This is a genomic window from Rhizobium tumorigenes (genome assembly GCF_003240565.2).
GTDB classification, from domain to species: Bacteria; Pseudomonadota; Alphaproteobacteria; order Rhizobiales; family Rhizobiaceae; genus Rhizobium; species Rhizobium tumorigenes.
Map to the genome: position 1 here is coordinate 148578 of NZ_CP117256.1, position 23413 is coordinate 171990.

Consider the following 23413-nt stretch of genomic DNA (forward strand, 5'->3'; position numbering starts at 1 on the left):
TTAAATAACCAGACCCCAAAGCACCACCGACTCGATGTTTTGTCCCCTATGGGTTACACAAGTTCATGTTCACGATTAGGCGCACCCGTAATTATGCGGACTGGATCAAAACGCTAAAGGACTTTCGTGCCCAAGCTCGAATAGCCGACCGCATTGACCGTCTCGCCGCAGGAAATCCTGGGGATGTAAAGCCAGTCGGCGAAGGCGTGAGCGAACTCCGCATTAACTACGGGCCTGGTTATCGTGTCAATTTTGTCCGGGAAGGGTTGGTCGTCTATGTTCTCCTCTGTCGTGGCGACAAGAGTACCCAAGAGAAAGATATTCGATAGCTAAAAAAACTAGCACAACAATTGAAGGAGTAATCGCATGCAACTTGAGACATTTGAGTACGACTCCGCCGAATTTCTTGGAAGTGAGGAAGCGATTGCTGAATATCTTTTAGCTGCTAGCGAAGATGGAGACGCAAACCATATTGCTCGCGCTCTTGGTGTTGTCGCGCGGGCGCGCGGCATGTCCGATCTTTCTCGGAATACCGGACTTACGCGACCTGCTCTTTACCGGGCAATAAGTGGAGATGGCAATCCAGAGTTTGGGACAATCGCAAAGGTAGCATACGCACTTGGTTATAGGCTAAATCTCGTTTTGAAATCCGACAGCGGATCGACCGCCGCGGTGAAGTGAACGGCATCAGAGCGAGGCCGCCATTTCTCCATGGTTTAAGCTCTTGATAGAATGCGAACAGGCGACACACTATTCGAATGAGCGAAGTAATTGATGAAAAGAACCTTGGCGGCGTAAGGCCAATTTATAGAACTCAGGCCCAGCTTCGCGCGCCAACGGGCAAAGGGCTTGTCGTGATAAGCGGCCTACATTTTTGTGGCTCTGTCTCCGCGTCAATACGAACTTTCAAAATGCGTTGGTATTTCCAGTAAGCTTTCTGCAGGCAGCGTTATCGGATACTGAACGGGAAATATTTGGCATTAATAGTATCGTACGTGTCGTCCGCTTCGATTACTTCAAGCGCCGAATTCAGCTTTTTCAGCAATTCCGTGTCGGAAGGGCGCACTGCAATACCCGCGCCATCGCCAAAATACTCCGTATTTTTAATATCGGAGCCTTTATACTCGCAGCAACTTCCCGCTTTTGTGTTTGCGAGCCAGTCATAGATTGCCAGCTTATCCTCAATAATTATATCGACACTTCCGTCGACAAGAGCTTTGTAAAGATCTGGGGATGCATGAAATTCAGCAGTAGACACACCCGCGTAAAACCGTCTCGCATAAGCTTCTTGTGAAGTTGCCGCTGTTACGCCTAGTCGGAGCTTCTTCAAGTCCTCTATGCTTGTACCTGCAATATCGCTCCCTTTTTTAACGATGAATACCGAGGGGCTGTCATAGTATTTTTGGGTGAATGCGACGCTTTTTCGTCTTTCAGCGCTCATCGACATGGACGAGACAATTGCGTCAAAGCGATCCGCTAGCAAGTCAGGGATCATGGTTGTCCATTCTTGGACAACAAACTCACACTTCAAGTTAGCTACCTTACAGAGCGCTCTTCCAATATCTACATCGAAACCTTGAAGTTGTTTATTGGAATCAACATAGTTGAACGGCGGAAAGGCACCCTCCACTGCGATCTTGATGCTTTTGGAATCTGAATTTTCTCCAGCGAGGCTAACGCTCGCAGTGAATAAACATCCGAGCGACATCAAACACATAAATACCCGCAAGATTTTCATAAAATGCATATCTCACCAATGCAGATGCGCCGGACAGTGTTGCCAAGACCTGACATCGCGGTAGGCATACATATCACGCAACTATTAAGGAGATTTTCCTCGTGCATGCTAATTTCAGCATGAATTGAAGTGTAATTCGTAATCAATCCAAGTCACTGTTATGTCGACTGGGGGGAGTCGCGTGCGTGGCAATGCAAAAATAAATTTAATTAAATACAGAGTAACGCAGACATCATCTGGGTCACTATTGATTCTGCTTGCCGTCAGCGCGCTCGGGATCCTAGGGCTTGTATTCTTAGCTGCCGTTTGGGCCGGTTCGGAAAGCGATGCTGCAGCCCTTGATCGTCAACGGCAACTCGTCACTGGTCGTTTGAGTGATCAGGTGACGCGGGTTTCTCAAGAAATGCAGCTGATCGGCGCTGGCTACGCGTCCTTTTTGGTGGGAGATCCGTCTTCAGCGAGCGGCGATACCCGTCTCGCTGGTGAAGGTAGTAGTCCCGCATCTGCAGAGACCTTCGGAAGGATTGCGACAACAGTCTTCGGTTTCAATGCCGCTTTCCTGACTAACTCCAAGGGGGAACTCGCCCTAACCTCAGATCCAGAAGCGACGCGCCGTTTCAAGTGGGTGCGACCGCTCCTTCAACCGCTTATCATTGGTCTTGAAAAAGGGCTTGCTCAACAAGATCCCTTGGCTGCATCAGGCAGGGTTGGTTTAATGCGACTTGAGGGCCGCCCTTCTGTCGTAGGCTCCATTCCCGTCTTGAGGTCGTCGACCGCGGGCGTAGCAAAAGTAGAACATTTGTATCTCTTGGTCGTTCGTTTCCTTGATGGAGTCACACTCGACACACTCAGTCGCGAACAAGGGTTGGCCGGTGCCCGGTACGCGCGTAGTGCGGATCAGGACCTTACTGAGGTTGCCTTCGAAATAAATGCGACGGCAACTGGTGAGCCCATTGGCTTCATCATCTGGAAGCCGGACTTGCCAGGGTCAAGAGTTCTGGGTCGTCTCATCCCAGTACTTTCTGTTGCCGGATTGATGATCGCTGGTTTGTTTTTTGCATTGATGGCACGCTTGCGCCGAAGCCTGAATGAGTTAAGCGATAGCGAGCACCATGCGAAGCATCTCTCGCTTCACGACGTTTTGACCGGACTTCCCAATCGAGCTTTGTTCGCCTCTCGCTTTGAGGAGTGTCTTGCCTCAATGAAGGCCGATCGTAGCACTGCTGCCATCGCACTCATCGATTTGGACAAATTCAAGCAGGTAAACGATACATACGGACACGCAACCGGGGACGAACTTCTGCTCGCAGTTGTCACAAAGATTTCCGAGCTGATAAATTCAAGTGACACCCTCGCACGCGTTGGCGGAGACGAGTTTGCGTTGCTAATGCCCGAGTGTGGAGGAGATACAGATAATCACATCGCGTTTTGTGAAAAAATCATAAGGGCCTTGAGTGATCCCTTTCAGCTTCGCGGCGGCGACATCGTCGTCCGCGTAGGCGGCTCAATCGGCGTTACGACCTTCGATGATGACATACGGACGGTCGATGAGCTCCTTCGCCGAGCCGACGTTGCGCTTTACCAAGCGAAGACAGCCGGTCGAGCCAGAGCTGTCTCCTATGATCATTCAATGGACAGCAAAGTCGAGGCACGGGAGGCTCTCAAACGCGATCTGCGTATCGTTCTGGAAGGCAGTTCGTCTGCCTCCGCGGAAAGCGGCGGGCAAGACATCGATAGGGGCAATCTAGAGGTCTATTTTCAGGGCGTGTATCGTTCTGACCAAATTGGTGAGCTTTCAAGCGCCGAGGCGCTCGTCCGGTGGAACCACCCGACGCATGGGCTGCTAACGCCTGACAAATTCATTTCGATCGCCGAAGAAGCCGGTATCATCGATCAGCTCGGCGAATGGGTGTTGAGAGAGGCGGCTGAAGCCGCATCAAACTGGCCAACAGAGATATCCATCGCAGTCAACGTTTCACCTTCGCAAATGCGGCATCCCGAATTTGATCGTCATGTGCTGGAAATACTCGCGGTGACAGGCTTACCTCCATCCCGACTGGAATTAGAGTTGACAGAAGCAACGCTGTTCAACATCAACGAGGACGCTCTAGCCGCACTAACACGGCTTCGGGCTCACGGTGTTCGTGTAGCCCTTGACGATTTCGGCACAGGGTTCTCGTCACTCAGCCACGTCATCCAATTTAACATCGACAGAATTAAAATCGACAGATCCTTTGTGAGGCTACTCGGGACGCGTGCCGAGGGTGCGGCTATCATATCCGCGATCGTCAGCCTGAGCCGTACCTTGGGCAAGGCGACAACAGCGGAAGGTGTGGAAACTCAGGGTCACCGTGACTTCTTGATCGCAGTGGGCTGCACCGATCTGCAGGGTTTCTTGTTTTCTAGGCCTGAACCCTTGGATGACTTCAGATCACGGATAAGTCGCCAATTGAAATTTGCAGCGCAACAATAGCAGCTATTTCAAAGTGGTAGCCAAATCCTGTAGACAGATTGCATCCTACGTCCTGATGGGATCTGACCTGATGTGAGTTCGACACCCCACATATTGGCACATTGTGGTGCCGGGAGCGGAGGCCGTCCATCACATCAGGTCACGACCCATATGCGATATGGTCAAAGTCTAACAGGCGACCGGCTTTGCCCTCGATCCATGACGAACCACCAACACTGGTGTAGGGAACTTCTGCCCTTCCCGACCGACTCCAATTCGCCTGGGGGGCCAATCCATGGCACCGAGTGGCTAATCGCTTTGCGATTAATCACTCGGTGTTCCTCCGTCAGCAGTGCCTCATACAAGGTAAGGCGCAATTAGGCTCAGATCGGCAGGTCCAAGGCGATCCGACGCCGTGTTTCTCTGGTGCCAGTAGGGATACTGAAGCCATGGCAGGCTGACCTGATCGAGTTTTGACAGCTCCTCATCCGTGAGCTTGAGTTCCACGGAGGCCAAGTTGTCCCTGAACTGGGTTTCGGTGCGGCCGCCGACGATAACCGACGTGACCGCTGGTCGGCCCAACAGCCAGGCAAGGGCAACCTGAGCAGCAGACAACCCTCTCCCCTCGCCAATCTCAACGAGCGCCTCGACGATGTTCCAAAGCCTGACCTCGTCCCGGATTGGTGGTTCGGTCCACCCGGCAAATTGGCGAGTGCCTTCCGGCGTGGCCTGGTTGCGGCGATGTTTACCAGACAGAAGACCGCCTGCGATCGGAGCCCAGACCAGAATCCCGAGGCCTTGGTCGACGCTGATGGGAACCAGTTCATTCTCCGCGTCACGCGTTTCCAGAGTATAGTGGATCTGCTGGCTCACGAAGCGCTGGTAGTGATCACGCTCGGACACGCCGAGCGCCTTCATGATGTGCCAACCGGAAAAGTTCGAACAACCGATATAGCGAATCTTGCCCTGCCTCACCAAGGTATCGAGCGCTTCCATCGTCTCCTCAACGGGCGTCAGGCCATCCCACTCGTGGACCTGATAGAGATCAATCACGTCAGTCTTCATGCGCCTCAGGCTATCTTCGCATGCCCTGATGAGGTGTTGGCGCGAAAGTCCGGCTTTGTTCGGCCCGTTGCCCATCGGGAACCGTGCCTTGGTGGCGATCAAAACGCCATTCTTGCGCGGTCCGCCGATGATTTCACCGAGGATCTCTTCGCAGAGGCCGTCGGAATATGCGTCCGCGGTGTCAATGAGGTTTACACCGGCATCGATGCAGAGGTCGACAAGGCGGCGCGCCTCGTCAATTCCGAGATCGCCGACGGTTTTTGCCCAACCGACGCCTCCGAAGGTCATCGTCCCCATGGTGATCGCAGATACTTTCAGACCCGAGCGGCCAAGCTGCCGATACTCCATTCTTCTTCTCCCAAAGCGTTGCAGTTACAAGGTATCAATTGCTTCGATCATGACTCGTCCTCGGCCATGCTCCGCCCGAAGCTAAAGTCCTCAAGTGCCTATGCTTCATCCACCGTCGGTGACACGCACAAATGCACCTGAATTCCGCACGAGAGCGTCGATTTCGACCTCGCGTTCTATGATGAAACGAAATCGCTCAGCGTGCCGATCAACATCGCCCCGACCGTCGCTCCCGCGTCCTGAAGGCCGACTGTTTTCTCCTGGAAGGCAGCCGCCTTGCCATGCTGTGCGACCAGGGATTTGGTGTCTTCCAATGCCCCTGAAGCGACGGCGGCGGCGTTGGAAAGCGCCTCTTGGAGCGCCAGCCCGCTCGTTGCCGCGGTCTGAAGACTTGCTGCGACAGGCGCCAGGACATCCATTATCGTCTTATCGCCAACTTTGGCCTTGCCGCGTTCGGCAACCCCGTCCTTGAACGCGACCCAAAACGCTGCCATCTCGGTCGTGCCAAGCGCCTCCGCACCCTCGACCGCTTTGCTCGCTCTCAAAAATCCGGTGGCAGTCAGCGTTCCCATGGTCGAGGGTGCCGTGCGGGCCATGATCGCTCCTGCCGTGCGCAGCAGCTTCGGAATCCCAGCTGCGGCTCCTTCAGATGCCACCGCCTCGGCAGCAGCCGTGAACGACTTGCTCATGGTGATGCCAAGATCGCTGTCACCAACCTTTCCATCGAGTGATATGAGATAGTCTCGCTGTTCGACAAACAATTGTTTCCAAGCTTCGAAAAGACGGATGAGGTTGGATGCAGATATGACGTCCATCGTTATGTCCTCACGAAGCGATGTGCTTGAAGAATGGGGTGTTGGCCGGCGCGGCCATCAGGCGATCAAGTTCCGGGTCGAGATGAAGGATGGACACGGAAGCGCCCGCCATCTCCATGGACGTGGCGAACTCGCCTATCCAGACGTGCTTGATCTGGACGCTGCGGCCTGCCATCAGCTGTGAAACGCGCCGGAACATGATGTAGAGCTCTTCCAACGGCGTACCGCCCAAACCGTTCATCAGCACCGCAACTTCGTCACCGCGCTTATAGTCCTGTTCGGCGAAGATGCGCTCCATCATCTGGTCGATTACGCTGTCGGCGGGCGCCAACTTCGTGCGGCGAATGCCGGGTTCACCATGGATGCCCATGCCGATCTCCATCTCGTCTTCGCCGATGGAGAAGGTTGCATGGCCGATTTCCGGGACGACGCAACTGGAGAGCGCAACGCCCATGGTACGCGTCTGCAGTCGCGCCTTTTCGGCGACCTCGTAGACCTGATCGAGTGTCATTCCTTCAGCAGCGGCGGCACCTGCGGCCTTGTAGACGAAGTACACGCCAGCAACGCCGCGTCGCTTGTGCTCCTCCCCAACCACCGAGGATGCTACGTCGTCATTTCCGACAACCTGCCTGACACGAATGTCATCCAGATCTGCAAGCTCCGCCGCCATGTCGAAATTGATAAGGTCGCCACTGTAGTTGCCATAGATATAGAGCACGCCAGCGCCCTGATCGATGGCTTTGGTCACCTGATAGATCTGCTCGGAACTTGGCGACTGAAACACACCGCCGACGCCTGCACCGTCGAGCATGCCGTCACCGATGTAGCCGAGAAAAAGCGGGAGGTGGCCGGAGCCGCCGCCTGTGGCGATCCCGACTTTGCCGGGCTTGGGCTTTGACGTCACCATGCAGCGCTTATCCTCAGCGACAAAAGTCACCTCCGGATGAGCGCGGTAGATGCCATCGAGCATTTCATCGACGAAGTCGGCTGGGTCATTCAAAAACTTACGCATGATTTTCTCCTGAAATTATCGTTTGCGCTGGCGTGTCACGAAGAATGCAGCCGCGAGAAGGATGAACACGCCGACGACAAGCCTCTGCCAGGTGCTTGGGATGCCGACGAGAACCAACACACTGTTGATGACGACGATCAGGAGGACGCCCAGGATCGTGCCCAGCACGGATCCGGTGCCGCCCGTGATCTTCGCGCCACCCAGCACGACGGCAGCGATCACGTTGATTTCCGTTCCGACGAGATCGAAGGGGTTCGCCTGGCGGTTTGCGCAGACATGGATGATGCCCGCGAGGCCGGCCAGCGCGCCCGCATATCCGAACAGGAAGAGGTGGACGGTCTTCAGGTTGTAGCCAAGGCGGCTCGCGATATTGGCATTGCCGCCGACTGCGAAGATGGCCCGCCCCATCAAGGTGCGGTTCAGGATCCACCACGTCACCAGCGCGGCGATGGGCAGGGCGAGGAAGTAGAATGGCAGCGTTACGGTCGCCCCATTCGCCGTCTCGAACTGCAGCAGCGGCAGGCGACCGAAGGCGCCCATTTGCGGCGGCAGCGACATAATCCACACGGTGCCGATGAAAGAGAGCAGGAAGCCGCGAAACAGATATTGCGTGCCGATGGTGACAATCAGCGACGGAACCTTCAGGTGATGGACAAGCAGGCCGTTGAACAATCCGAGCACGGCACCACCAGCCGTCGCGATAATCATGATCACGGCGATAGGCAGGCCGGGCAACTTGGTCTGGACCAGCACGGTCATGGAATACATCGTGAAGGCGGCGATCGCCGTGAATGAGACGTCGATACCACCCGCCGCAAGGATGATGAAGACACCCAGCGCAAAGAGACCCATCACCACGCTGGAACGGCCGATATCGATCAACGTCGATGGCTGCAGAAAGGCGGGGTTGGCGATCGAGACTGCGACGCAGATGGTCACAAGAATGATGAAGGTGATCGTTTCAGGCCGTCTGCGAACGAGATCACCAAGGCTCAAGCGGCTGGACATGGAGAGAGGCTGGGGGAATTTGTCTGACTCTGACGCGCTCAATGCACCAACTCCGGCTTGACGGCCAGCATGGCCTGATAGAGCTGATCCTCGGATGCCTGCTCCGTTTCAAATTCCTGGACGAGTCGACCATCCAGCATCACGAGTATCCGGTCCGTGTTTTGCAACAGCTCAGGAAGGTCATCGCTGACGATGACGATCCCCATGCCGGCTTCCGCAAACTTCTGAATTGCGCGGTAAATGGTATCCTTGGAGCCGACGTCGACACCGACCGTCGGTCCGTGGAGCAACAGCAGTTTCGGATTAATGCTGAGCCAGCGTCCGATGAGGACGCGCTGCTGGTTGCCACCCGACAGAGAGCCGACCGGCAAGTCGAGATCCTTGGTGTTCAGACGCATGTCTTCCGAGAGCTTGCCGGCGATTGCCCGGCCCTTCCCGCGGTTCACGATGCCAAACGTGTTGCTGAGCTTTCTCAGAATCAGGGCAATCTCGTTGTCGAGAATTGACTTGTCGAGAAACAGCCCTTCCGCCAGACGATCCTCCGGGACGTAGCCAATGCCGTAGTCGATCGCGTCCACCGGACGACGGATTTTCACCTCTGCGCCTTCGAGCCGGATGCTTCCGCCCGTGGCGGGCCTGACGCCGGCGATGGCCATGGCGAGTTCATTGCGGCCGGAGTCCGCAAGACCAGTGATACCGAGGATCTCGCCCTTTCGCAGTTCGAAGCTCATGTTGACCAGACCCGGAGCGCTGAGGTCTTTCACCGCCAGTGCCATTTCCACGCCGGGCCTGCCATGTCTGTACCGATCGGAATCAATCGATCGTCCTGTCATCAGCTCGGACAGCTGCGCCTTGGTGTATTGAGCGATGGGGCCCGTTGCCACGCACTGACCGTCGCGAAAGACAATCGCCTGGCCACCGATCCGGTAGCATTCGTCGAGCTTATGTGTCACGAAAAGGACAGCGACATTCTCCTGCCGCAGCCGCTCGACGACGCGGATGAGGTTATCGACCTCGCGTCGTGTCAGGGACGTCGTCGGTTCGTCCATGATCACGAGCTTGGCATTGGTCGCCACGGCGCGCGCGATGGCCACCAATTGTCGGCTTGCCAGCGGAAGATCCGCGACAATCGTATTGAGAAAGGATCGGTCTGTGGGCAAGCCCGCTATCGCAAGCGCGGTCACTGCCGTGTCCATCAGCCGCTTGCGGTCGAACAGTCTTGCCAGGCGACCATGACCGGAGACAAGCTGCTCACTGAGCGCCACATTTTCGGCGACCGTAAGGTTTGGCAGCAGTGACAAATCCTGATAGACAGTCTCGATGCCGTGGCTCAGGGATTGGATCGGCGTAATTGCCGGGAAGCCTGCGCCTTCAAGGATAATCTCCCCTACGCTTGGCGAGATGGCACCCGACATGATCTTGATCACGGTACTTTTGCCGCAGCCGTTTTCGCCGAGCAGGTGATAGGCCTCGCCAAGATCGATCGTCAGGTCGATGCCGCGGAGCGCGTGCACGCCACCGAACCACTTCTGAATATTTCGAAGTTCCAGGAACCGGCTCGAAGCCAGTTGGCCTTCGTTGATGTCCGCTGACACGTCTATTATCCTCAATCAACGCGGTCGTCGCACGGCTGTGTCGACCATTTCTCCGCCGGCGCCGCGACGGATCGCGGCGCCCGCCAGTTGCTGAGATTAGAAAAGGTGCGGCTTGTAGCTGGACTTATCGACCAGAACCATGCCGTTGCCGATCACCAGCAGGCCGTCGCCGGCACCCTTGGTGACCTTGACCTTGTTGTATCCTTCGACGCCAAGATCCATCCCGTCGGTGATCTGCTTGTTTTCCAGCAGGAGCTTGGCCAGCGAGTTCATCGCCATCCCTGCCTTCTGCGGGTCCCAGAAGCCGATTGCCGTGATGGCTCCGGCTTCCAGAAGATCGGCGGATGGATTGGGCAGTCCGGTGCCGACGAGGCAAATCTTTCCGCTCAGGCCAGCTTCGTCGATGGCGCGACCGACACCGAGAACGTCGTTGCCAGCGGACGTCTGGAAGCCCCGGATATCAGGATGCTTGCGCAGGATTTCCTTGGCTTTTTCGTAAGTGCCATTGGCGTCGTCGAAGGATTCGTTGTTCGAATCGACCAGTTCCATGCCTGGATACTTCTTAGCATTCGCTTCGCCTGCGCCGACCCACTGCATGTGCGTCCGGCTACCCACAGAGCCCACAAATGTCGTCCACTTGCCCTTCTGGCCCATGCATTGGGCGAGACGCTCGTTGAGAGCCGTCCCGTAGTCCGCGTTGTCGAACGCCTCCACGTCCGCCTGCGTATTTTTCTCGTTGTCGGCCTCATGGGTGACGACAACGATCCCACGATCCATCGCACGCTTGAGGGCGCCTTCGATGACGGCCGGGTCCATCGGCACGACGGCGAGAGCATTGACTCCCTTGGCCGTCAGGTCCTGGATGATTTGTAGCTGCTGGGCGGCGTCAGCGGTCGGTGGGCCGCTCTGGCTGGCAACGACGTCCGGGTTGGCCTTCTGGAAAGCTTCGACGCCTGTGCTCATACGGTCGAACCACGGAATACCGCTGATCTTGACGACCGTTACGATGACTGGCTTGTCGGCAGCCATAACAGCTCCGATGGCGCCGCTAAGCAGCGCACCCGCAACGCCTGCGATCAAAATGCGCTTTGACATGGTTTTCATTTTCTCCTCCACAAATGAACCCTCAGTTGTTAGGCCTCGGCGCCTGAGGGACGGGCGACGAAGGTTTGAACTGCCCTTTCGAGGGCGAGAGATAGCCGACGACATCGTAGCGACCGACGGCAAGGAACAGCAGGAGCAGCAGGCCCCAGGCGAAATCGCGGAGAAAATTCGACAGGCCACCGAAGTTGAGCAAACTCGACATCAGCTGGAGCGCGACAGCGCTGAGGACGACCGAAATGACTTTACCGTGGCCGCCTTCTGGCTTCACACCCGCCATCACGACGATCAGAATTGCGATCAGCAGGTAGGAACTGCCATAGTCGAACTTCACATTGACGTTGCGGGCAGCAATGACGATCCCGGCCAGTGCCGATAGCGTTCCGCTCAAGGTGTAGGTACCGATCAAGATCCCGGCGCGAGGAAAGCCTGCATAAACGGCTGCTGTCGGATTTGTGCCTGTCAGCATCAGCCATGAGCCGAACGGGGTGAACCGCAGCACCGCTCCAAGGACAAGCGCGACGAAGGCAAACACGAGAAAGCTGATCGGGACCGAGAGCATCATGTCGTTGCCGATCCTCGAGAGGAGATCAGGGCTTCCGACCGTCACGGCTTTGCCGCCGGACACCACAACCGCCAGCCCTGTGAAAGCCATCTGGGTTCCAAGGGTGCAGAGGATAGGCGTGATGTGCAGCTTGGCGATCAGGATGCCGTTGATTGCGCCGCCGATCACGCCGATCGCAACGGCAACGCCGATGAATGCGAGGCTGAACGCCAGCTCGTTGTCCGTTATCGAGCAAAACGACGAAACGATCACGGCCGAAAAAACCCCGGATAGGTTGGCAAGTGCGATTCCGGAGAGGTCGATGCCGCCGTTCCCGGCGCACATGGCCAGCATAACGCCGATCGCCAGCAGGCCGATCTCCGGAACCTGGCCGCCCATCGACTGCAAATTGAACAGCGAAAGATATGAGCCGCCCGATATGGCTGCGCCGACGACGAGGAGGGCGACGTTTATGACGACCAGCATCAACAGTTGGGCATTTGAGCTACGCATGGCCTCCCCTCCATGTTTACTAAACAAATAGTATCTTTAGTAAAACGCTATCAAAGCGATTTTCGGTTTGCAAGCGATATTTTTACGCAAAATGTTCAATTTTAGTGCATTTGTCGCATTCGATGGATTGCTGCTCCGCACAATGTTTACTAAACAAAATCGTGGCGCATTGTCGTCACTATTTTTGGGAATCGAGATGGCATCGAATCGCAGGACAATCAGAGACATTGCGGAGGCCGCTGGCGTATCACCTGCGACCGTATCGCTGGTTTTGAACGGCAAGGGCGGAATCTCAGATGAGACCCGAGACAAGGTGCTTGAGGCCGTCAAGCGATTGAATTACGTGCCGCGTCCAGCCAAACCAATCCAGGAGGTAACCAAGGAAAAGCTCCGATTCCTGAAGATTGCCAAACATGGACACACGGTGAACCGGGATCACAGCGTCTTTATCTCCGACTACATCGACGGACTGTCGGCGGAAGCGACCCGAAAGGGCTACATGCTTGAAGTCGTGTCGTTCGAGGGTACGTCCATCAGTGCGATCGCGGAAACCTTGATGGGCGCGCCTATCAGCGGGGTCATAGCGCTGGGGACCGAACTTTCGGAGCAGGATATCAGGCTCATCCAGAGCGCAGGCGTCCCAACCGTCTTCATAGACACCTTCTTCGACGTCTTGGACGCTAACTTTGTCGACATGAACAACGAGGACGCCGTCTTCAAGGCTCTCTCCCAGTTCAGGCAGCAAGGCTTCGAACGCATTGGGTTTGTCGCGAGCCACGTGGACACCCACAATTTTCGGATGAGGCGCGATGCATTCTTCAAAAACATGGTCAGACTTGGGTTAAAGGCACGCGAGCAGGATGTCCTATCTGTGGAATCAACCCCCGCCGGCGCCTATGCCGATACTCGTGCCTTGTTGGCGACAGGCATCGAGCTAGCGGAATGTTACTTCTGTACAAACGACGTCATTGCCTTTGGTTTCATCCGCGCCCTTAAAGAATTCGGCGTTTCAGTCCCAGGCGATGTTTCCGTCATCGGATTCGACAACCTTCCACAAAGCGCGACTATTGACCCTGCTCTGACGACTGTCGAAGTGTCGAAGCGCAAAATCGGGTATTTCGCAGTCACAGTACTCGACGACCTGATCAGGTCCACGGAGCCGCAGCCGTTCGTGAAAATTCAAGTTGGCGCGGAATTAGTACTTCGGCAAAGCCATTCCAGGGAGGAAAATCAGAAGGTTGACATGAGGCCGTCGTCGCGGAAGGCGCACTTCCAAACTTGAAAGTGGTTTGCGCTTGACGGGTATCGAACCTGCATCACCCATACAAGAACGGAAATAATCTCCGCTTATGGCGTGCCCCTATACGTCGCCTTGACGCGTATCGAACTGACCTTGCCCCCAAGTTTTATCCAGTTTTGAGTTCGCTCCAGCGGTTTTTGGTTTCTGTTGTTGGGTCGGTAGCGGCGGGTTGCGGTGCGGAGCCATTTTGGCTGCGCAGCACCGCAACCCGTCGCGGGTTGAGTGTCCGGGCGAATTCGGCCGGTGTCAGCCAGCCAAGGCCTGAATGCGGGCGTTGATCGTTGTAATCGCTACGCCAGTTTGAAAGTGCAGACCGGGCATGAGCAAGCGACGAGAACAGCGTTTCATTCAAGAACTCGTCGCGCAGCCGCCCGTTGAAGCTTTCGATAAAAGCATTCTGGATAGGCTTGCCAGGCGCAATGTAATGCCAGTCAATCTTGGTTCTGTCCGCCCATTGCAAGATCGCGTTGCTGGTGAACTCGCTGCCGTTGTCACTGACGATCATCCTCGGCTTGCCGCGCCCCTCGATAATCCGGTCAAGCTCCCGTGCGACGCGAAGACCGGAAAGCGATGTATCCGCAATGAGCGCCAGGCACTCCCTCGTGCAATCATCGACGACGGTCAGAATCCGCAACCTGCGCCCGTCGGTGAACTGATCCGACACGAAGTCCAGCGACCAACGATCATTGGCCGCCATCGGCACCAGCATCGGTGCTCGCGTGCCAATCGCTCGCTTGCGACCGCCGCGCTTGCGCACAGTCAGCTTCTCCTCCCGATAGAGCCGGAAGAGCCTCTTGTGGTTCACAACGTGACCCTCCCGCCGGAGCAGCACATGAATGCGTCGATATCCGAAGCGGCGGCGTTCATGCGCCAACGCCTTCATCCGCTCGCGAAGGTCCTGGTCGTCGTCGCGCCTGGTTTCGTAACGGATCGTCATTCGGCAAAGACCAATGGCTTTACACGCCCGCCGTTCGCTCATCTCATGATGGCTCATCAGATGCACGACAGCTTTTCGCTTGGCTGCGGGCGTCACCACTTCTTTCCCAAAAGGTCTTTCAAGGCAGCATTGTCGAGCATCGCATCCGCCAGAAGCCGCTTCAGCTTCGTGTTCTCGTCCTCAAGCGTCTTCAGGCGCTTGGCCTCGGATATCTCCATGCCACCGAACTTCGCCTTCCATTTATAGATGCTGGCATCGCTGACGCCATGCTTGCGGCAAAGCTCGGAGACAGGTGTGCCTGCCTCATGCTCCTTCAAAATGCCGATGATCTGTTCGTCTGCAAAACGGTTGCGCTTCATCCTCTGGTCCTCTCAATGGGCCAGAGCTTACTTCAAAATGGATTAATTCAGCGGGGCAAGGTCAAAACCAATGACCGGGCTTCCTTTGGCAAAAACGGTTTACGAATCAATGGATCGAGGAACTAGCGCGACGCCAATTTATGCAACTCGACGTTAACCTTGGCTCCTTATTCAGCCGAGAGTTAGGCAGCCGTAGGTGAGCTTGAACCCCGCGCATTCTCGTTAGTTCTGAAACAAGATAAGTCTTCGGCGGACATTGGACGGCCCATCATAAATCCTTGAAGCTGATGACACCCGGCATCTCGCAGAAAGTCTGCTTGCCCCTCGTTTTCAATTCCCTCTGCCGTAACCGGGATTGATAACGCAGTGGCGAGCGCAATCGTTGCCTTCAATACGTCCCTTCCACGCCCGTCGTTGGCCGCCCAAACCAAAGACCGATCGATTTTCATGCTGTCGAAGCCAAACTGTCTAAGCGCTCCTATACTGGCGTAACCGCATCCGAAATCATCAAGAGCAAACCGGACGCCGATCTTCTTGAGAACATCAATCGCCCTTTGCGCTTGGTGCGGGTTCGATATCAGAACGCCCTCTGTAATTTCTAGGGTCAGCCGGTTTGGTTCAAAGTTTTCCTCATTCAGAAGGCTGGCAATCCTGGGTGCGAATGAAGGATTGCAAATTTGAACAGGAGAAACATTGACGGACAGCCCTAGCTCCGGCCATTCAGCCGCCGCCTTCACGGACTGCCGTAGTATCGACATCCCAAGTTGGTCAATTAGACCAGAACGCTCTGCCAACGGGATGAAAATTTCCGGACTGACAGCGCCTGTCCGGTGCTGCCATCGAGCAAGGGCTTCCACTCCGTTCAGTTTTCCAGACCCTGACGCGACTAGAGGTTGATATGCGACGGTGATATCTCCTTCCGCAACGGCGCGTTTTAGCGCGGCCTCAAGCACGGCCATTTCTTCTCGGTCGCGGTCAAGGTCAGGTTCATAACCCACCGTCTTTCCCCTCCCTTCGTGCTTCGCCCGATAGAGGGCCATGTCGGCACGACGAAGCAATTCGAACGGCTCGGTGACGTCGCTGGAAGACGCGTTGCCAATGCTAACGCCAACCTCAACTGTTCGACCTTCGATCTCGAACGGCTTTTCGAAAAGCGAAAGCACTCGAGCGCCGAAGTCCGATGAAGAACATTGCCCGCGCTGGACAAGGGCAAACTCGTCGCCTCCTAATCTTGCGGCAGACACGATTTGCGGGTGGCATCCAGAAATTACCTCAGCCACTCTTTGGATAAGGACGTCTCCGATCTGATGGCCCCAGGTATCGTTCACTGCCTTAAAGCCGTCTAAATCAAGAAGATGAAGTGTAACATCGCCGCCTCTTACAAGCTCTCTATCCAAATCCGCCAGAAGCCCACTTCTGTTTAAGAGGCCACTAAGACCATCGTGGCTCGCTTCATAGCGGGCGACCCTCGCCATTCTCGCCATCCGCCGGGACTCTGCACCCCCGGCAATTACAACCAACACAAGGAAAGCAACCAAAATGATACCGGCGGCTAGGACGTCATTTCTGACCTCCTGATAAACTCGCGTACCGGGTCGCAGTCTATTCCATCCCAGATAAGCAACAGGCATGCCCGAAGTGCTTCGCAGTGCAACGGCGAGCATATTGCGGGGCGCTTCCTCGTAAAGGCGCAGGCCCTCAAGCTGATATTGCTCAGCAAGCAGGCCCAGGTCGGAATCCCGAACGTGCCTAAAAAGCGACAAAACTGCATAGGGGATGCTGACTGCCGTACCGCCATCTGGATGTATTATAGTGGAGGCAAGGATATCGACGCCGTCCCACGTCTTAACAAATTCGACGAGTGGTCTGCCTTCGTTCTTAAGAGCCGCCGAAGTTTGGGATTCGAGAGCACTTCCGAACCGGGCCGACGGATCGAAGGCCGAGCCTTTGTAGCTTGCCATCGCGGTTGCACCGCTGCGCGTCGTGACAACCGCTCCATCGTAAATCGAGGAAGCTCCGCTCGTTCCACGCCATTTTTCAAGGGCCCAGCGAGAGAATTCGCCGGTCTGCGAAACTTGATAGGCATCACTCGAGCCCGCATTGTCTAAAAGTGTCATCGAAACCCGGTCTTTAAGAGATCGGATCGCGGATTGGGCGGCACGGGAGGCACGCTCGTCATCACGGATATCTGCCGACCGGCGCATCGTTGTGATGACGTTTGTTGCCAGCGCTCCGAGAGTAACAAGGACCATAACAAACAAAACAGTAGAGAGAACAACGGACCGCTTTGAAAGGCCGTGTTGCTTCGATGGCATCTGTTTCTCCCTCAGACCCTAAAACGATTTAGCGTATTTTTTACAGGCGATGTTTACCTCAGCTTCGAAAAGTAACTCGGCGTTATTATCATGTGGCTTACGCTTGTGGTTAAAATCTGATAAATTGCTGAAGGCTAAGCAGCCGATGGAGACTGTACCTTCGCGGGGAACGGACCCCACAAGGAGTTTCAAAAGCGGGTCGAAAAAAATCGATGGGGAAAGCAGCCATGGCCGGTCGGCTCCTTTCGTCCAGAAAATGATTGGTTATCTGCATCGATCTTCTCACTCCGAATAATAGGCTTATCCTCCTCCCTCCCAAAAACAATACTCTCTAAACGCGCTTTCAACCTTTCGCGCTTACTTTCTATTTGAGAACACATCATATGGTAAATCCGACAGATGCGGACCCAGAGTTTGTCCGGTTTGCGGAGAGTGTGATGAAGAGCTTTGGGGCGATGCTGGCGGGCTATGGGGGCTTTGGGCCGGGTTTCAATTTTTTGCGGATCTCGCTGGCTTTCTCCATTGTTTTCTATCATGTTTTGACCAATTCCGGTCACTCGGTATTGGCGCACGGCCCGGTGCTGTGGTTCCTTGAGTACAGCCTAGCACTACTTTGGCAGAATTGAATTTTTGCTATGAAAGTGTTGTTGACAGTGCGGACATCGGATCTGTGCTGGCGGTATAGTAAGCGCATTGATCACGGCTCGACGGACGGCTGGCAAGGTCGGTTCAGGCGGCCCACAGCGAACTCGTCGCTTCTTTTTTTTCCCGCTTTGCAGTTTGCAATCTCTGGTGCTGGAGAAAAGCATAAGCGATCATCGTCATCAGAGCGTGCCGATGTAGGCCTTGCCACGATCGGCCCTCGAAGTGATCGAGACCGAGCTCCTCTTTCATCTGCTGATGCGCCTGTTCGCAGACCCATCTCGCCTTGATCGCGGCCGCCAGCACTTTCAATGTCGCATCGACCGGCAAATTGGACAGGTAGTATTTGCGCTCGTCGTTTGATCGCCATTCGCCAACTAGCCAGGCCGCTTCGCCCGGCATGTGCTGCTGTCCCTTGTCATAGATGCGCTGCGGCGTGCCATCGGCGATCCGGATGCGCAATGCTGCAAACCGTGCGGTCAGGCGACCTTTTGTGCCGCGGCGCCAACTGACCTTCTTCCAGCTTGCAGATGCCAACATCGTTTCGGCGGCAACCGAAAGGGTGTCGGGGATCGAATGTTTGCGAGGACGGCCATGACCGGAGACGGAAAAGATCAATCCAACATCATCGGGATAAACCTTCTGATGCTTGGGGATACCGACCGCCCAAGTGAGGCCACGTTCACTTAAGCCCTTTCGGAACGCAGCCGACAGGCCGTAACCTGCGTCAGCCAGCACTGTGCCAAACCGGACACCGGTCACGATCAACCGATCGATCTCGGCAAGAGCAATCTCCGGCTTCGTGCGAGAGGTCCGCATGTCGTCTGGGACCCCAGCCTTCGCCATGCGCTCCTGATCACCGATCCAGCTATCCGGCAGGAACAGACGCAGGCCAACCGGGACCGGCACCTCGTCTCGCGCAAGCGTCACTGACACCAGCGTCTGGCAATTTGCTCTCTTGCCCAGCATCGAGGCGTATTGCGGCGCTACTCCGACGGAATGATCCCCCTTCTTCGGCAGGCCGGTGTCATCAATCACCAGAAACGCATCGGATGCGCCAACGATCCTGTCCGCCTGCAGCGCGAGCTCGGCCTCAAGAGGAACAGCATCCCAAAGGCCGTCGGAAATGAAATGGTGGAGACGGTCGTACTGGCCTGGAGCGAACCGTTCCGCCATCGGCTCAATACTCTTGCGGTCTCCGGGACCGATAAGCCCCGACACATAAAGTGGACACATCTGTCGCCGTTTCTTGTGTCCAAGCTTCTCCAGAAACGGCTGCAAAAATGCTGAAAGCTCTATATCCCAATCCGCCATATCGCGCCCCAAAAGTGAGAGCGCAAATCATCTCAAACCAGGCTTGCCCGAATCTGCCAAAGTAGTGCTAGTGCCGATGTTTTTTGCCTTGAGCGGCTTTCTTATCACCGGTAGCGCCCAGCGTCTCAGTCTCGAAATTTTTCTCCTCAATCGCGTCCTACGCATCGTTCCGGCGCTTGTGGTCGACATTTTGGTGTGCGCCTTCGTCATAGGCCCAGCCGTCACCACGCTGCCACCCGGCGTTTATTTCACCGATGCGGGCTTCTTCGCCTATATGCTGAACATTATCGGCTCGGCGCATTTTGAACTACCAGGTGTTTTCACAGGCCTACCGGTGCCGCAGGTCAACGGCGCGCTGTGGACCATTCCCTGGGAGATCAACTGCTACACCATTGTGCCGGTCATGATTGTCACAGGTGCGGTGCGGCAACCGCAGGCGACCATCTTGCTGCTATCGGCCTTTGTCACCGCAGGCCTTGCGGTCGAGCATTTCACACCTACCGAGGCCGGGAACCTCCTGGACCTACATACACTCTTCGTCGGTCGTGGTGCGCAGCTCATCACTGCCTTCCTGTGCGGCATCCTTGCCTACCAGTTGCGTGACAGGATCCCGATGAGCAGAATGCTGTTTGGTGCCTGCGCTGTTATCGCACTTGCGGCCGCGCTCCTGCTCGACATGGGGGCAACCGAAAGGGTCGCAAACCGACTAATACTGCTTCCTGTCCTTGCCTACATCACCATATATTTAGGTTTGTCGCGCTTGACGCTACCGAAGATTTTGGAGAGCGGCGATTATTCCTACGGTGTCTATCTCTACCATGTGTACCTCATCCAGCTCGCTATTCTGCCCGGACCGCCGATCTTCGTCGGAACAGCAGTCGGTATTGTCATGTTGGTCTTGATCGCGGGCACCAGCGTGCTCTGCGTCGCTGCAGCGTCCTGGCACCTAATTGAGAAGCCCATCCTGTCGCTCAGAAAGCACCATTCTGCATCATCGTAAATTCCTTTGATTGCGAACACCATGTCCAAGCGCTCCATAGCGCCAGGAATTCAAACTTGCGATCTTAAGGGACTTCGTGTCCTCGAAAGGAGAGCCACGAAGGACGGCCGACAACCATGTTCAGAAATTGTTAAATCTGCCATATCGGCTACGTAAAAGCCCAGGATTGAGTGACCTAGAAGAGCCGGTGATGCCTCTGCATTGTGAACGGAATGAGACTAATGCCCGAGAAATCAGCAGTAATCATCGAAGGCGCAACCGTGGTTTTCGGTGATCGCCTGGAACCTGCTTCCGTGCGCCTGGAGGACGGTCAGATCGCCGCAATCGACGGCCCCCGTGAAGGGCCACGTCGGTCGATGGTCGTGGTCACCTTCTCGGACCGGCCTTTGTGGACGTCCATGGCGACGCGTTCGAGCGCCAGCTCATGCCCAGGCCCGGCACCATGCTTCCGGTCGAAGCAGCTCTTCTTGAAACAGACCGCCAGCTTGCGTCGAACGGGATAGCCACTGCCTTTCACGCTCTCACATTGAGCTGGGAGCCGGGCTTACGCTCAGTAGAAAACGGCCGCGCCGTCGTTTCCGCGCTTGAAGTTTGGCCCCGCGCCCGACAGTCGACAATCGCGTGCAACTGCGCTGGGAAACCTTCTGCTTCGAGGCAATCGGACTCATACGCGAAGCGCTCTCGGGGCCGCGCCGACCGTCCATTGCTTTCAACGATCACACGTCGATGCTGATGCTTGATCCTTCCTTGCCGTTACAGGAACGGCCGTTTGACCTCGATCCGGACTTTCCGGTCGTCGACACCTCGAAGGCTGCCTTTGCCGACAAGATGGGTGAGCGCGCCAAGCGGGCGAAGATATCCGCGACGGACATGGTTAGCCTGGCGAAGAGCATGTGGGAGCGCCGACCACAGGTTATGGCCGCCATCGAGGAAGTAGTTGCTCTCGGTAGGACTGCCGGCGCCCCAATGCTGTCCCATGATGACAGCCAGATCAAGACACGCGATTTCTATCGCGAGCGTGGTGCGCAGATCTGCGAGTTTCCGATGCATCGCCGGGTGGCAAGGGCGGCTCGCGAGGCCGGCGACTACATCGTTTTTGGTGCACCGAACGCGACACGCGGCGGCAGCCATCTGGCGTCCATTGCCGCCGCCGACATGATCCGCGAAGGCCTGTGCGACATCCTTGCTTCAGACTACTACTACCCGGCGATGCTCCTGGGTCTGGCGCGGTTGAAGGCCGATAGGGTTGGGCAGTTGCACGAACTCTGGCCGCTTGTGGCCGGCAATCCCGCCCGGGCATCCGGGCTTCTCGATCGCGGAACGATCGAGGTACGCAAGCAGGCCGATCTTGTGCTCATCGAATGGCCGGATGGCGCGACACCGGCGGTGCGCCGAACCTGGGTTGCCGGGCGGGAAGCGTACCTGGCGGTAGCTGCAAATCACTGTGCGAGTATCCGCCGGTCCCTAAATTGAATGCAATTTTCTAACGATACAATGGACTTGCGCTGTGTGTATAGCGTAACGGCGATTTATGGAACACAAGTATTTTACGATTAGCGGTCTCTCTGACTGTCGGTTACCCGCTGCCGCAGGCGGTCCAGGTGATACCGCATGGCAAGTTCGGCGCCTTGCATATCCCGCTGCTCAATCGCCCGGAAAATTGCATGGTGTTCGTCGAATACGCGCTTGGCACGCTCCGGGGTGCCCTCGCGCGTGATACTGAGCGCTACAGTCATTCCGCGTTCGATGAGACCGTGCAGTGTCTGCAGGACTTGTAGGAAGAGAACATTGCCACTCGCAGCCGCAACCGCATGATGGAACGCGAAGTCCGCGGAGACCGCCAGATTGCCCTTATCCATCACTGTTTTAATGGCATTCAAGGCATTTTCAATGTCGGACAGTTGTGAAGCGGTATGACGGAGTGCGGCCAATGCGGCGGCCTGGCCCTCAACAGCCATCCGCAGCTCCAAACAGCGTAGCATTTCAGAGACGTCAGACGGCTCGGCAAAACGCGTGAGGCCTGCCGGAGGGCGCTTCTGCACGAAGGTGCCGGCGCCCTGGCGGGATGCGACGAGGCCATCAGCTTGTAAACGCAACAGGGCCTGGCGAACGACAGGGCGAGAGACGTTGAACGACTGGCACATCTGATTTTCCGACGGCAGCCGATCGCCTTCGCGTAAAACACCAGAAACGATCTGCTCAAGAATCTGACCGTAAAGCATGTCGCCCAAACGTTCTTTTTTCTGTGGAGTGAAAATTAGAGCTGCCACCTGTTTCCCCATTTCGCCCGGATCGGTGTCGATACGATAATTCGTTGCGCCCTTGACTTGTCCGTTAACTTGTAAATATAAATTACATATTAGCTACTCGCCGTGCATTATTAGATGGAAGAACACCATGGGACAAGTCAACTCATCATTGAGCAAAGCGCTTTGCGGCGTGTCCGGCATTCTCGTCACGCCGTTCGATGCCGACGACCGCGTCGCGCCGCAGCGTCTGACACCCATAATCGATCGAGCCGTTGCGGCAGGTGTCGGCACATTGGTATCAAATGGCAACACCGGCGAGTTCTACTCTCTGACAACGGCTGAAGCCGAGGCGATGGTGCACGCGAGCGCCGAGATCGTTGACGGTCGCCTACCGCTCGTCGCCGGCGTCGGCCGCGGCATTCAGGATGCACTGGCGCTGACCAAAGCGTCGCGTATTGCGGGTGCCTCTGCGCTGATGGTGCACCAACCGCCGGATCCCTTCGTCTCCCCCCGCGGCGTTGTTGCCTATGTTGCGAAGATCGCGGACGAGGGCCAGGGTCTCCCCGTTGTCCTTTATCTTCGCGATGATGGAATAGGACCGGATGCTATCGCGGCTCTGTGTGCGATCCCGAACGTCATCGGCGTCAAATGGGCGTCAGCGTCTCCGCTTCGACTGAGCGAAGCGATTCAGGCGGGTGATCCGTCCATCGTTTGGGTCGGCGGGCTTGCGGAAATCTGGGCGCCGGCTTTCTACGCCGTCGGCGCGCACGGGTTTACCTCAGGATTGATCAACGTCTGGCCCGAACGATCCGTCGCCATCAACACCGCACTGGAGAATGGCGACTTTGGTGGCGCCAATGGGCTGATCCGAGGCATGTCAGCTTTTGAGGCCCTCCGGGCCGAGGAGCGCAATGGTGCGAACGTCTCCGTCGTCAAGGCGGCGCTGAAGCTGCTCGGACAGGATTGCGGCCCGCCGCGTGTTCCCGCTGCGTGGCCCCTCACGGCCGAGGCAAGCGGCAGGCTTTCGACACTAATGTCCGAGTGGCCGGTTTCGCAGCCTCTCGCCCAGCCGAGCTAGCGTCAAACGTCGCCGAGATAGATTGGGA

19 protein-coding genes and 1 pseudogene are annotated in these 23413 nt (G+C 56.3%); 8 read left to right on the forward strand and 12 right to left on the reverse strand.

Annotated features, from left to right (window positions below):
• The first annotated feature begins 65 nt into the window (after positions 1-65).
• Together PR017_RS18480 and PR017_RS18485 are read left to right on the forward strand one after the other, a co-directional pair.
• Entirely contained in the window at positions 66-329 is a 264-nt protein-coding gene (locus PR017_RS18480; protein ID WP_111215804.1) for a type II toxin-antitoxin system RelE/ParE family toxin, read from the forward strand.
• A 37-nt stretch (positions 330-366) separates the two neighbouring features.
• Positions 367-681, forward strand: a complete 315-nt coding sequence (locus PR017_RS18485; protein WP_111215803.1) for an addiction module antidote protein — start codon at positions 367-369, stop codon at positions 679-681.
• A gap of 268 nt (positions 682-949) precedes the next feature.
• Here PR017_RS18485 and PR017_RS18490 read toward each other — a convergent pair whose 3' ends face one another.
• Positions 950-1738 (reverse strand): ABC transporter substrate-binding protein, encoded by a 789-nt coding sequence (locus tag PR017_RS18490; protein WP_240538813.1) that lies wholly within the window; start codon positions 1736-1738, stop codon positions 950-952.
• A gap of 181 nt (positions 1739-1919) precedes the next feature.
• Between PR017_RS18490 and PR017_RS18495 the strand changes: the two genes are divergently transcribed.
• The gene (locus PR017_RS18495) at positions 1920-4211 is read left to right on the forward strand and encodes a putative bifunctional diguanylate cyclase/phosphodiesterase (protein ID WP_240538812.1); all 2292 of its coding nucleotides are present in this window, start codon (positions 1920-1922) and stop codon (positions 4209-4211) included.
• A 336-nt stretch (positions 4212-4547) separates the two neighbouring features.
• Here the strand turns inward: PR017_RS18495 and PR017_RS18500 are convergent, their stop codons facing one another.
• The 7 genes from PR017_RS18500 to PR017_RS18530 all read right to left on the reverse strand — a co-directional run bounded on the left by PR017_RS18500 (position 4548) and on the right by PR017_RS18530 (position 12191).
• A complete protein-coding gene (locus PR017_RS18500) occupies positions 4548-5603 on the reverse strand; it encodes an aldo/keto reductase (RefSeq protein ID WP_111215798.1) in 1056 nt (351 codons plus the stop codon).
• Between the two features lie 176 nt (positions 5604-5779).
• On the reverse strand, positions 5780-6418 hold the full coding sequence (locus PR017_RS18505) for a dihydroxyacetone kinase family protein (RefSeq protein WP_111215796.1): 639 nt from the start codon (positions 6416-6418) through the stop codon (positions 5780-5782).
• Positions 6419-6428: 10 nt separating this feature from the next.
• The gene (locus PR017_RS18510) at positions 6429-7430 is read right to left on the reverse strand and encodes a dihydroxyacetone kinase subunit DhaK (RefSeq protein ID WP_111215794.1); all 1002 of its coding nucleotides are present in this window, start codon (positions 7428-7430) and stop codon (positions 6429-6431) included.
• A 15-nt stretch (positions 7431-7445) separates the two neighbouring features.
• Entirely contained in the window at positions 7446-8438 is a 993-nt protein-coding gene (locus tag PR017_RS18515; protein ID WP_111215793.1) for an ABC transporter permease, read from the reverse strand.
• A 38-nt stretch (positions 8439-8476) separates the two neighbouring features.
• Positions 8477-10033 carry a sugar ABC transporter ATP-binding protein gene (locus PR017_RS18520; protein WP_240538811.1) on the reverse strand — a complete coding sequence of 519 codons (1557 nt, stop codon included), beginning with the start codon at positions 10031-10033 and terminating at the stop codon, positions 8477-8479.
• A gap of 96 nt (positions 10034-10129) precedes the next feature.
• Positions 10130-11137: a substrate-binding domain-containing protein gene (locus PR017_RS18525; RefSeq protein WP_111215791.1), complete on the reverse strand. Its 1008-nt coding sequence runs from the start codon at positions 11135-11137 to the stop codon at positions 10130-10132.
• Between the two features lie 22 nt (positions 11138-11159).
• Positions 11160-12191 carry an ABC transporter permease gene (locus PR017_RS18530; RefSeq protein WP_111215789.1) on the reverse strand — a complete coding sequence of 344 codons (1032 nt, stop codon included), beginning with the start codon at positions 12189-12191 and terminating at the stop codon, positions 11160-11162.
• 67 nt (positions 12192-12258) lie between these two features.
• Here PR017_RS18530 and PR017_RS18535 point away from each other — a divergent pair, with 67 nt between their 5' ends.
• On the forward strand, positions 12259-13473 hold the full coding sequence (locus PR017_RS18535; RefSeq protein WP_240538810.1) for a LacI family DNA-binding transcriptional regulator: 1215 nt from the start codon (positions 12259-12261) through the stop codon (positions 13471-13473).
• Between the two features lie 124 nt (positions 13474-13597).
• Here the strand turns inward: PR017_RS18535 and PR017_RS18540 are convergent.
• Positions 13598-14787, reverse strand: a protein-coding gene (locus PR017_RS18540) for an IS3 family transposase (RefSeq protein WP_111215788.1) whose coding sequence is annotated in 2 segments (ribosomal slippage) — positions 13598-14538 and positions 14538-14787 — 1191 coding nt in all. Because the reading frame shifts where the segments join, the coding sequence is not laid out codon by codon here.
• A gap of 182 nt (positions 14788-14969) precedes the next feature.
• Complete coding sequence (locus tag PR017_RS18545) at positions 14970-17102, reverse strand: putative bifunctional diguanylate cyclase/phosphodiesterase (RefSeq protein WP_111215786.1); 2133 nt, start codon at positions 17100-17102, stop codon at positions 14970-14972.
• A gap of 437 nt (positions 17103-17539) precedes the next feature.
• Here PR017_RS18545 and PR017_RS18550 point away from each other — a divergent pair, with 437 nt between their 5' ends.
• The gene (locus PR017_RS18550) at positions 17540-17728 is read left to right on the forward strand and encodes a hypothetical protein (RefSeq protein WP_133255534.1); all 189 of its coding nucleotides are present in this window, start codon (positions 17540-17542) and stop codon (positions 17726-17728) included.
• A 103-nt stretch (positions 17729-17831) separates the two neighbouring features.
• Here the strand turns inward: PR017_RS18550 and PR017_RS18555 are convergent, their stop codons facing one another.
• Positions 17832-19058, reverse strand: coding sequence for an IS701 family transposase (locus PR017_RS18555; RefSeq protein ID WP_111219125.1), 1227 nt, complete (start codon positions 19056-19058; stop codon positions 17832-17834).
• Between the two features lie 76 nt (positions 19059-19134).
• Between PR017_RS18555 and PR017_RS18560 the strand changes: the two genes are divergently transcribed.
• Both PR017_RS18560 and PR017_RS18565 read left to right on the forward strand, forming a co-directional pair.
• Positions 19135-20058 (forward strand): acyltransferase family protein, encoded by a 924-nt coding sequence (locus tag PR017_RS18560; protein ID WP_279619547.1) that lies wholly within the window; start codon positions 19135-19137, stop codon positions 20056-20058.
• A gap of 221 nt (positions 20059-20279) precedes the next feature.
• Positions 20280-21531 (forward strand): annotated as a pseudogene (locus tag PR017_RS18565) (alpha-D-ribose 1-methylphosphonate 5-triphosphate diphosphatase).
• 80 nt (positions 21532-21611) lie between these two features.
• Here the strand turns inward: PR017_RS18565 and PR017_RS18570 are convergent.
• Positions 21612-22280: a FadR/GntR family transcriptional regulator gene (locus tag PR017_RS18570; protein ID WP_279619557.1), complete on the reverse strand. Its 669-nt coding sequence runs from the start codon at positions 22278-22280 to the stop codon at positions 21612-21614.
• Positions 22281-22455: 175 nt separating this feature from the next.
• Here PR017_RS18570 and PR017_RS18575 point away from each other — a divergent pair, with 175 nt between their 5' ends.
• Positions 22456-23385 (forward strand): dihydrodipicolinate synthase family protein, encoded by a 930-nt coding sequence (locus tag PR017_RS18575; protein ID WP_111222253.1) that lies wholly within the window; start codon positions 22456-22458, stop codon positions 23383-23385.
• Positions 23386-23413 lie beyond the last annotated feature (28 nt).

Bases quoted from the DNA above. Each gene is read 5' to 3' on its own strand.
- PR017_RS18480 (WP_111215804.1), top strand. From the start codon at position 66: ATGTTCACGATTAGGCGCACCCGTAATTATGCGGACTGGATCAAAACG.
- PR017_RS18485 (WP_111215803.1), top strand. From the start codon at position 367: ATGCAACTTGAGACATTTGAGTACGACTCCGCCGAATTTCTTGGAAGT.
- PR017_RS18490 (WP_240538813.1), bottom strand. From the start codon at position 1,738: ATGAAAATCTTGCGGGTATTTATGTGTTTGATGTCGCTCGGATGTTTA.
- PR017_RS18500 (WP_111215798.1), bottom strand. From the start codon at position 5,603: ATGGAGTATCGGCAGCTTGGCCGCTCGGGTCTGAAAGTATCTGCGATC.
- PR017_RS18505 (WP_111215796.1), bottom strand. From the start codon at position 6,418: ATGGACGTCATATCTGCATCCAACCTCATCCGTCTTTTCGAAGCTTGG.
- PR017_RS18510 (WP_111215794.1), bottom strand. From the start codon at position 7,430: ATGCGTAAGTTTTTGAATGACCCAGCCGACTTCGTCGATGAAATGCTC.
- PR017_RS18515 (WP_111215793.1), bottom strand. From the start codon at position 8,438: ATGTCCAGCCGCTTGAGCCTTGGTGATCTCGTTCGCAGACGGCCTGAA.
- PR017_RS18525 (WP_111215791.1), bottom strand. From the start codon at position 11,137: ATGAAAACCATGTCAAAGCGCATTTTGATCGCAGGCGTTGCGGGTGCG.
- PR017_RS18530 (WP_111215789.1), bottom strand. From the start codon at position 12,191: ATGCGTAGCTCAAATGCCCAACTGTTGATGCTGGTCGTCATAAACGTC.
- PR017_RS18545 (WP_111215786.1), bottom strand. From the start codon at position 17,102: ATGCCATCGAAGCAACACGGCCTTTCAAAGCGGTCCGTTGTTCTCTCT.
- PR017_RS18550 (WP_133255534.1), top strand. From the start codon at position 17,540: ATGAAGAGCTTTGGGGCGATGCTGGCGGGCTATGGGGGCTTTGGGCCG.
- PR017_RS18555 (WP_111219125.1), bottom strand. From the start codon at position 19,058: ATGGCGGATTGGGATATAGAGCTTTCAGCATTTTTGCAGCCGTTTCTG.
- PR017_RS18560 (WP_279619547.1), top strand. From the start codon at position 19,135: ATGTTTTTTGCCTTGAGCGGCTTTCTTATCACCGGTAGCGCCCAGCGT.
- PR017_RS18570 (WP_279619557.1), bottom strand. From the start codon at position 22,280: ATGCTTTACGGTCAGATTCTTGAGCAGATCGTTTCTGGTGTTTTACGC.
- PR017_RS18575 (WP_111222253.1), top strand. From the start codon at position 22,456: ATGGGACAAGTCAACTCATCATTGAGCAAAGCGCTTTGCGGCGTGTCC.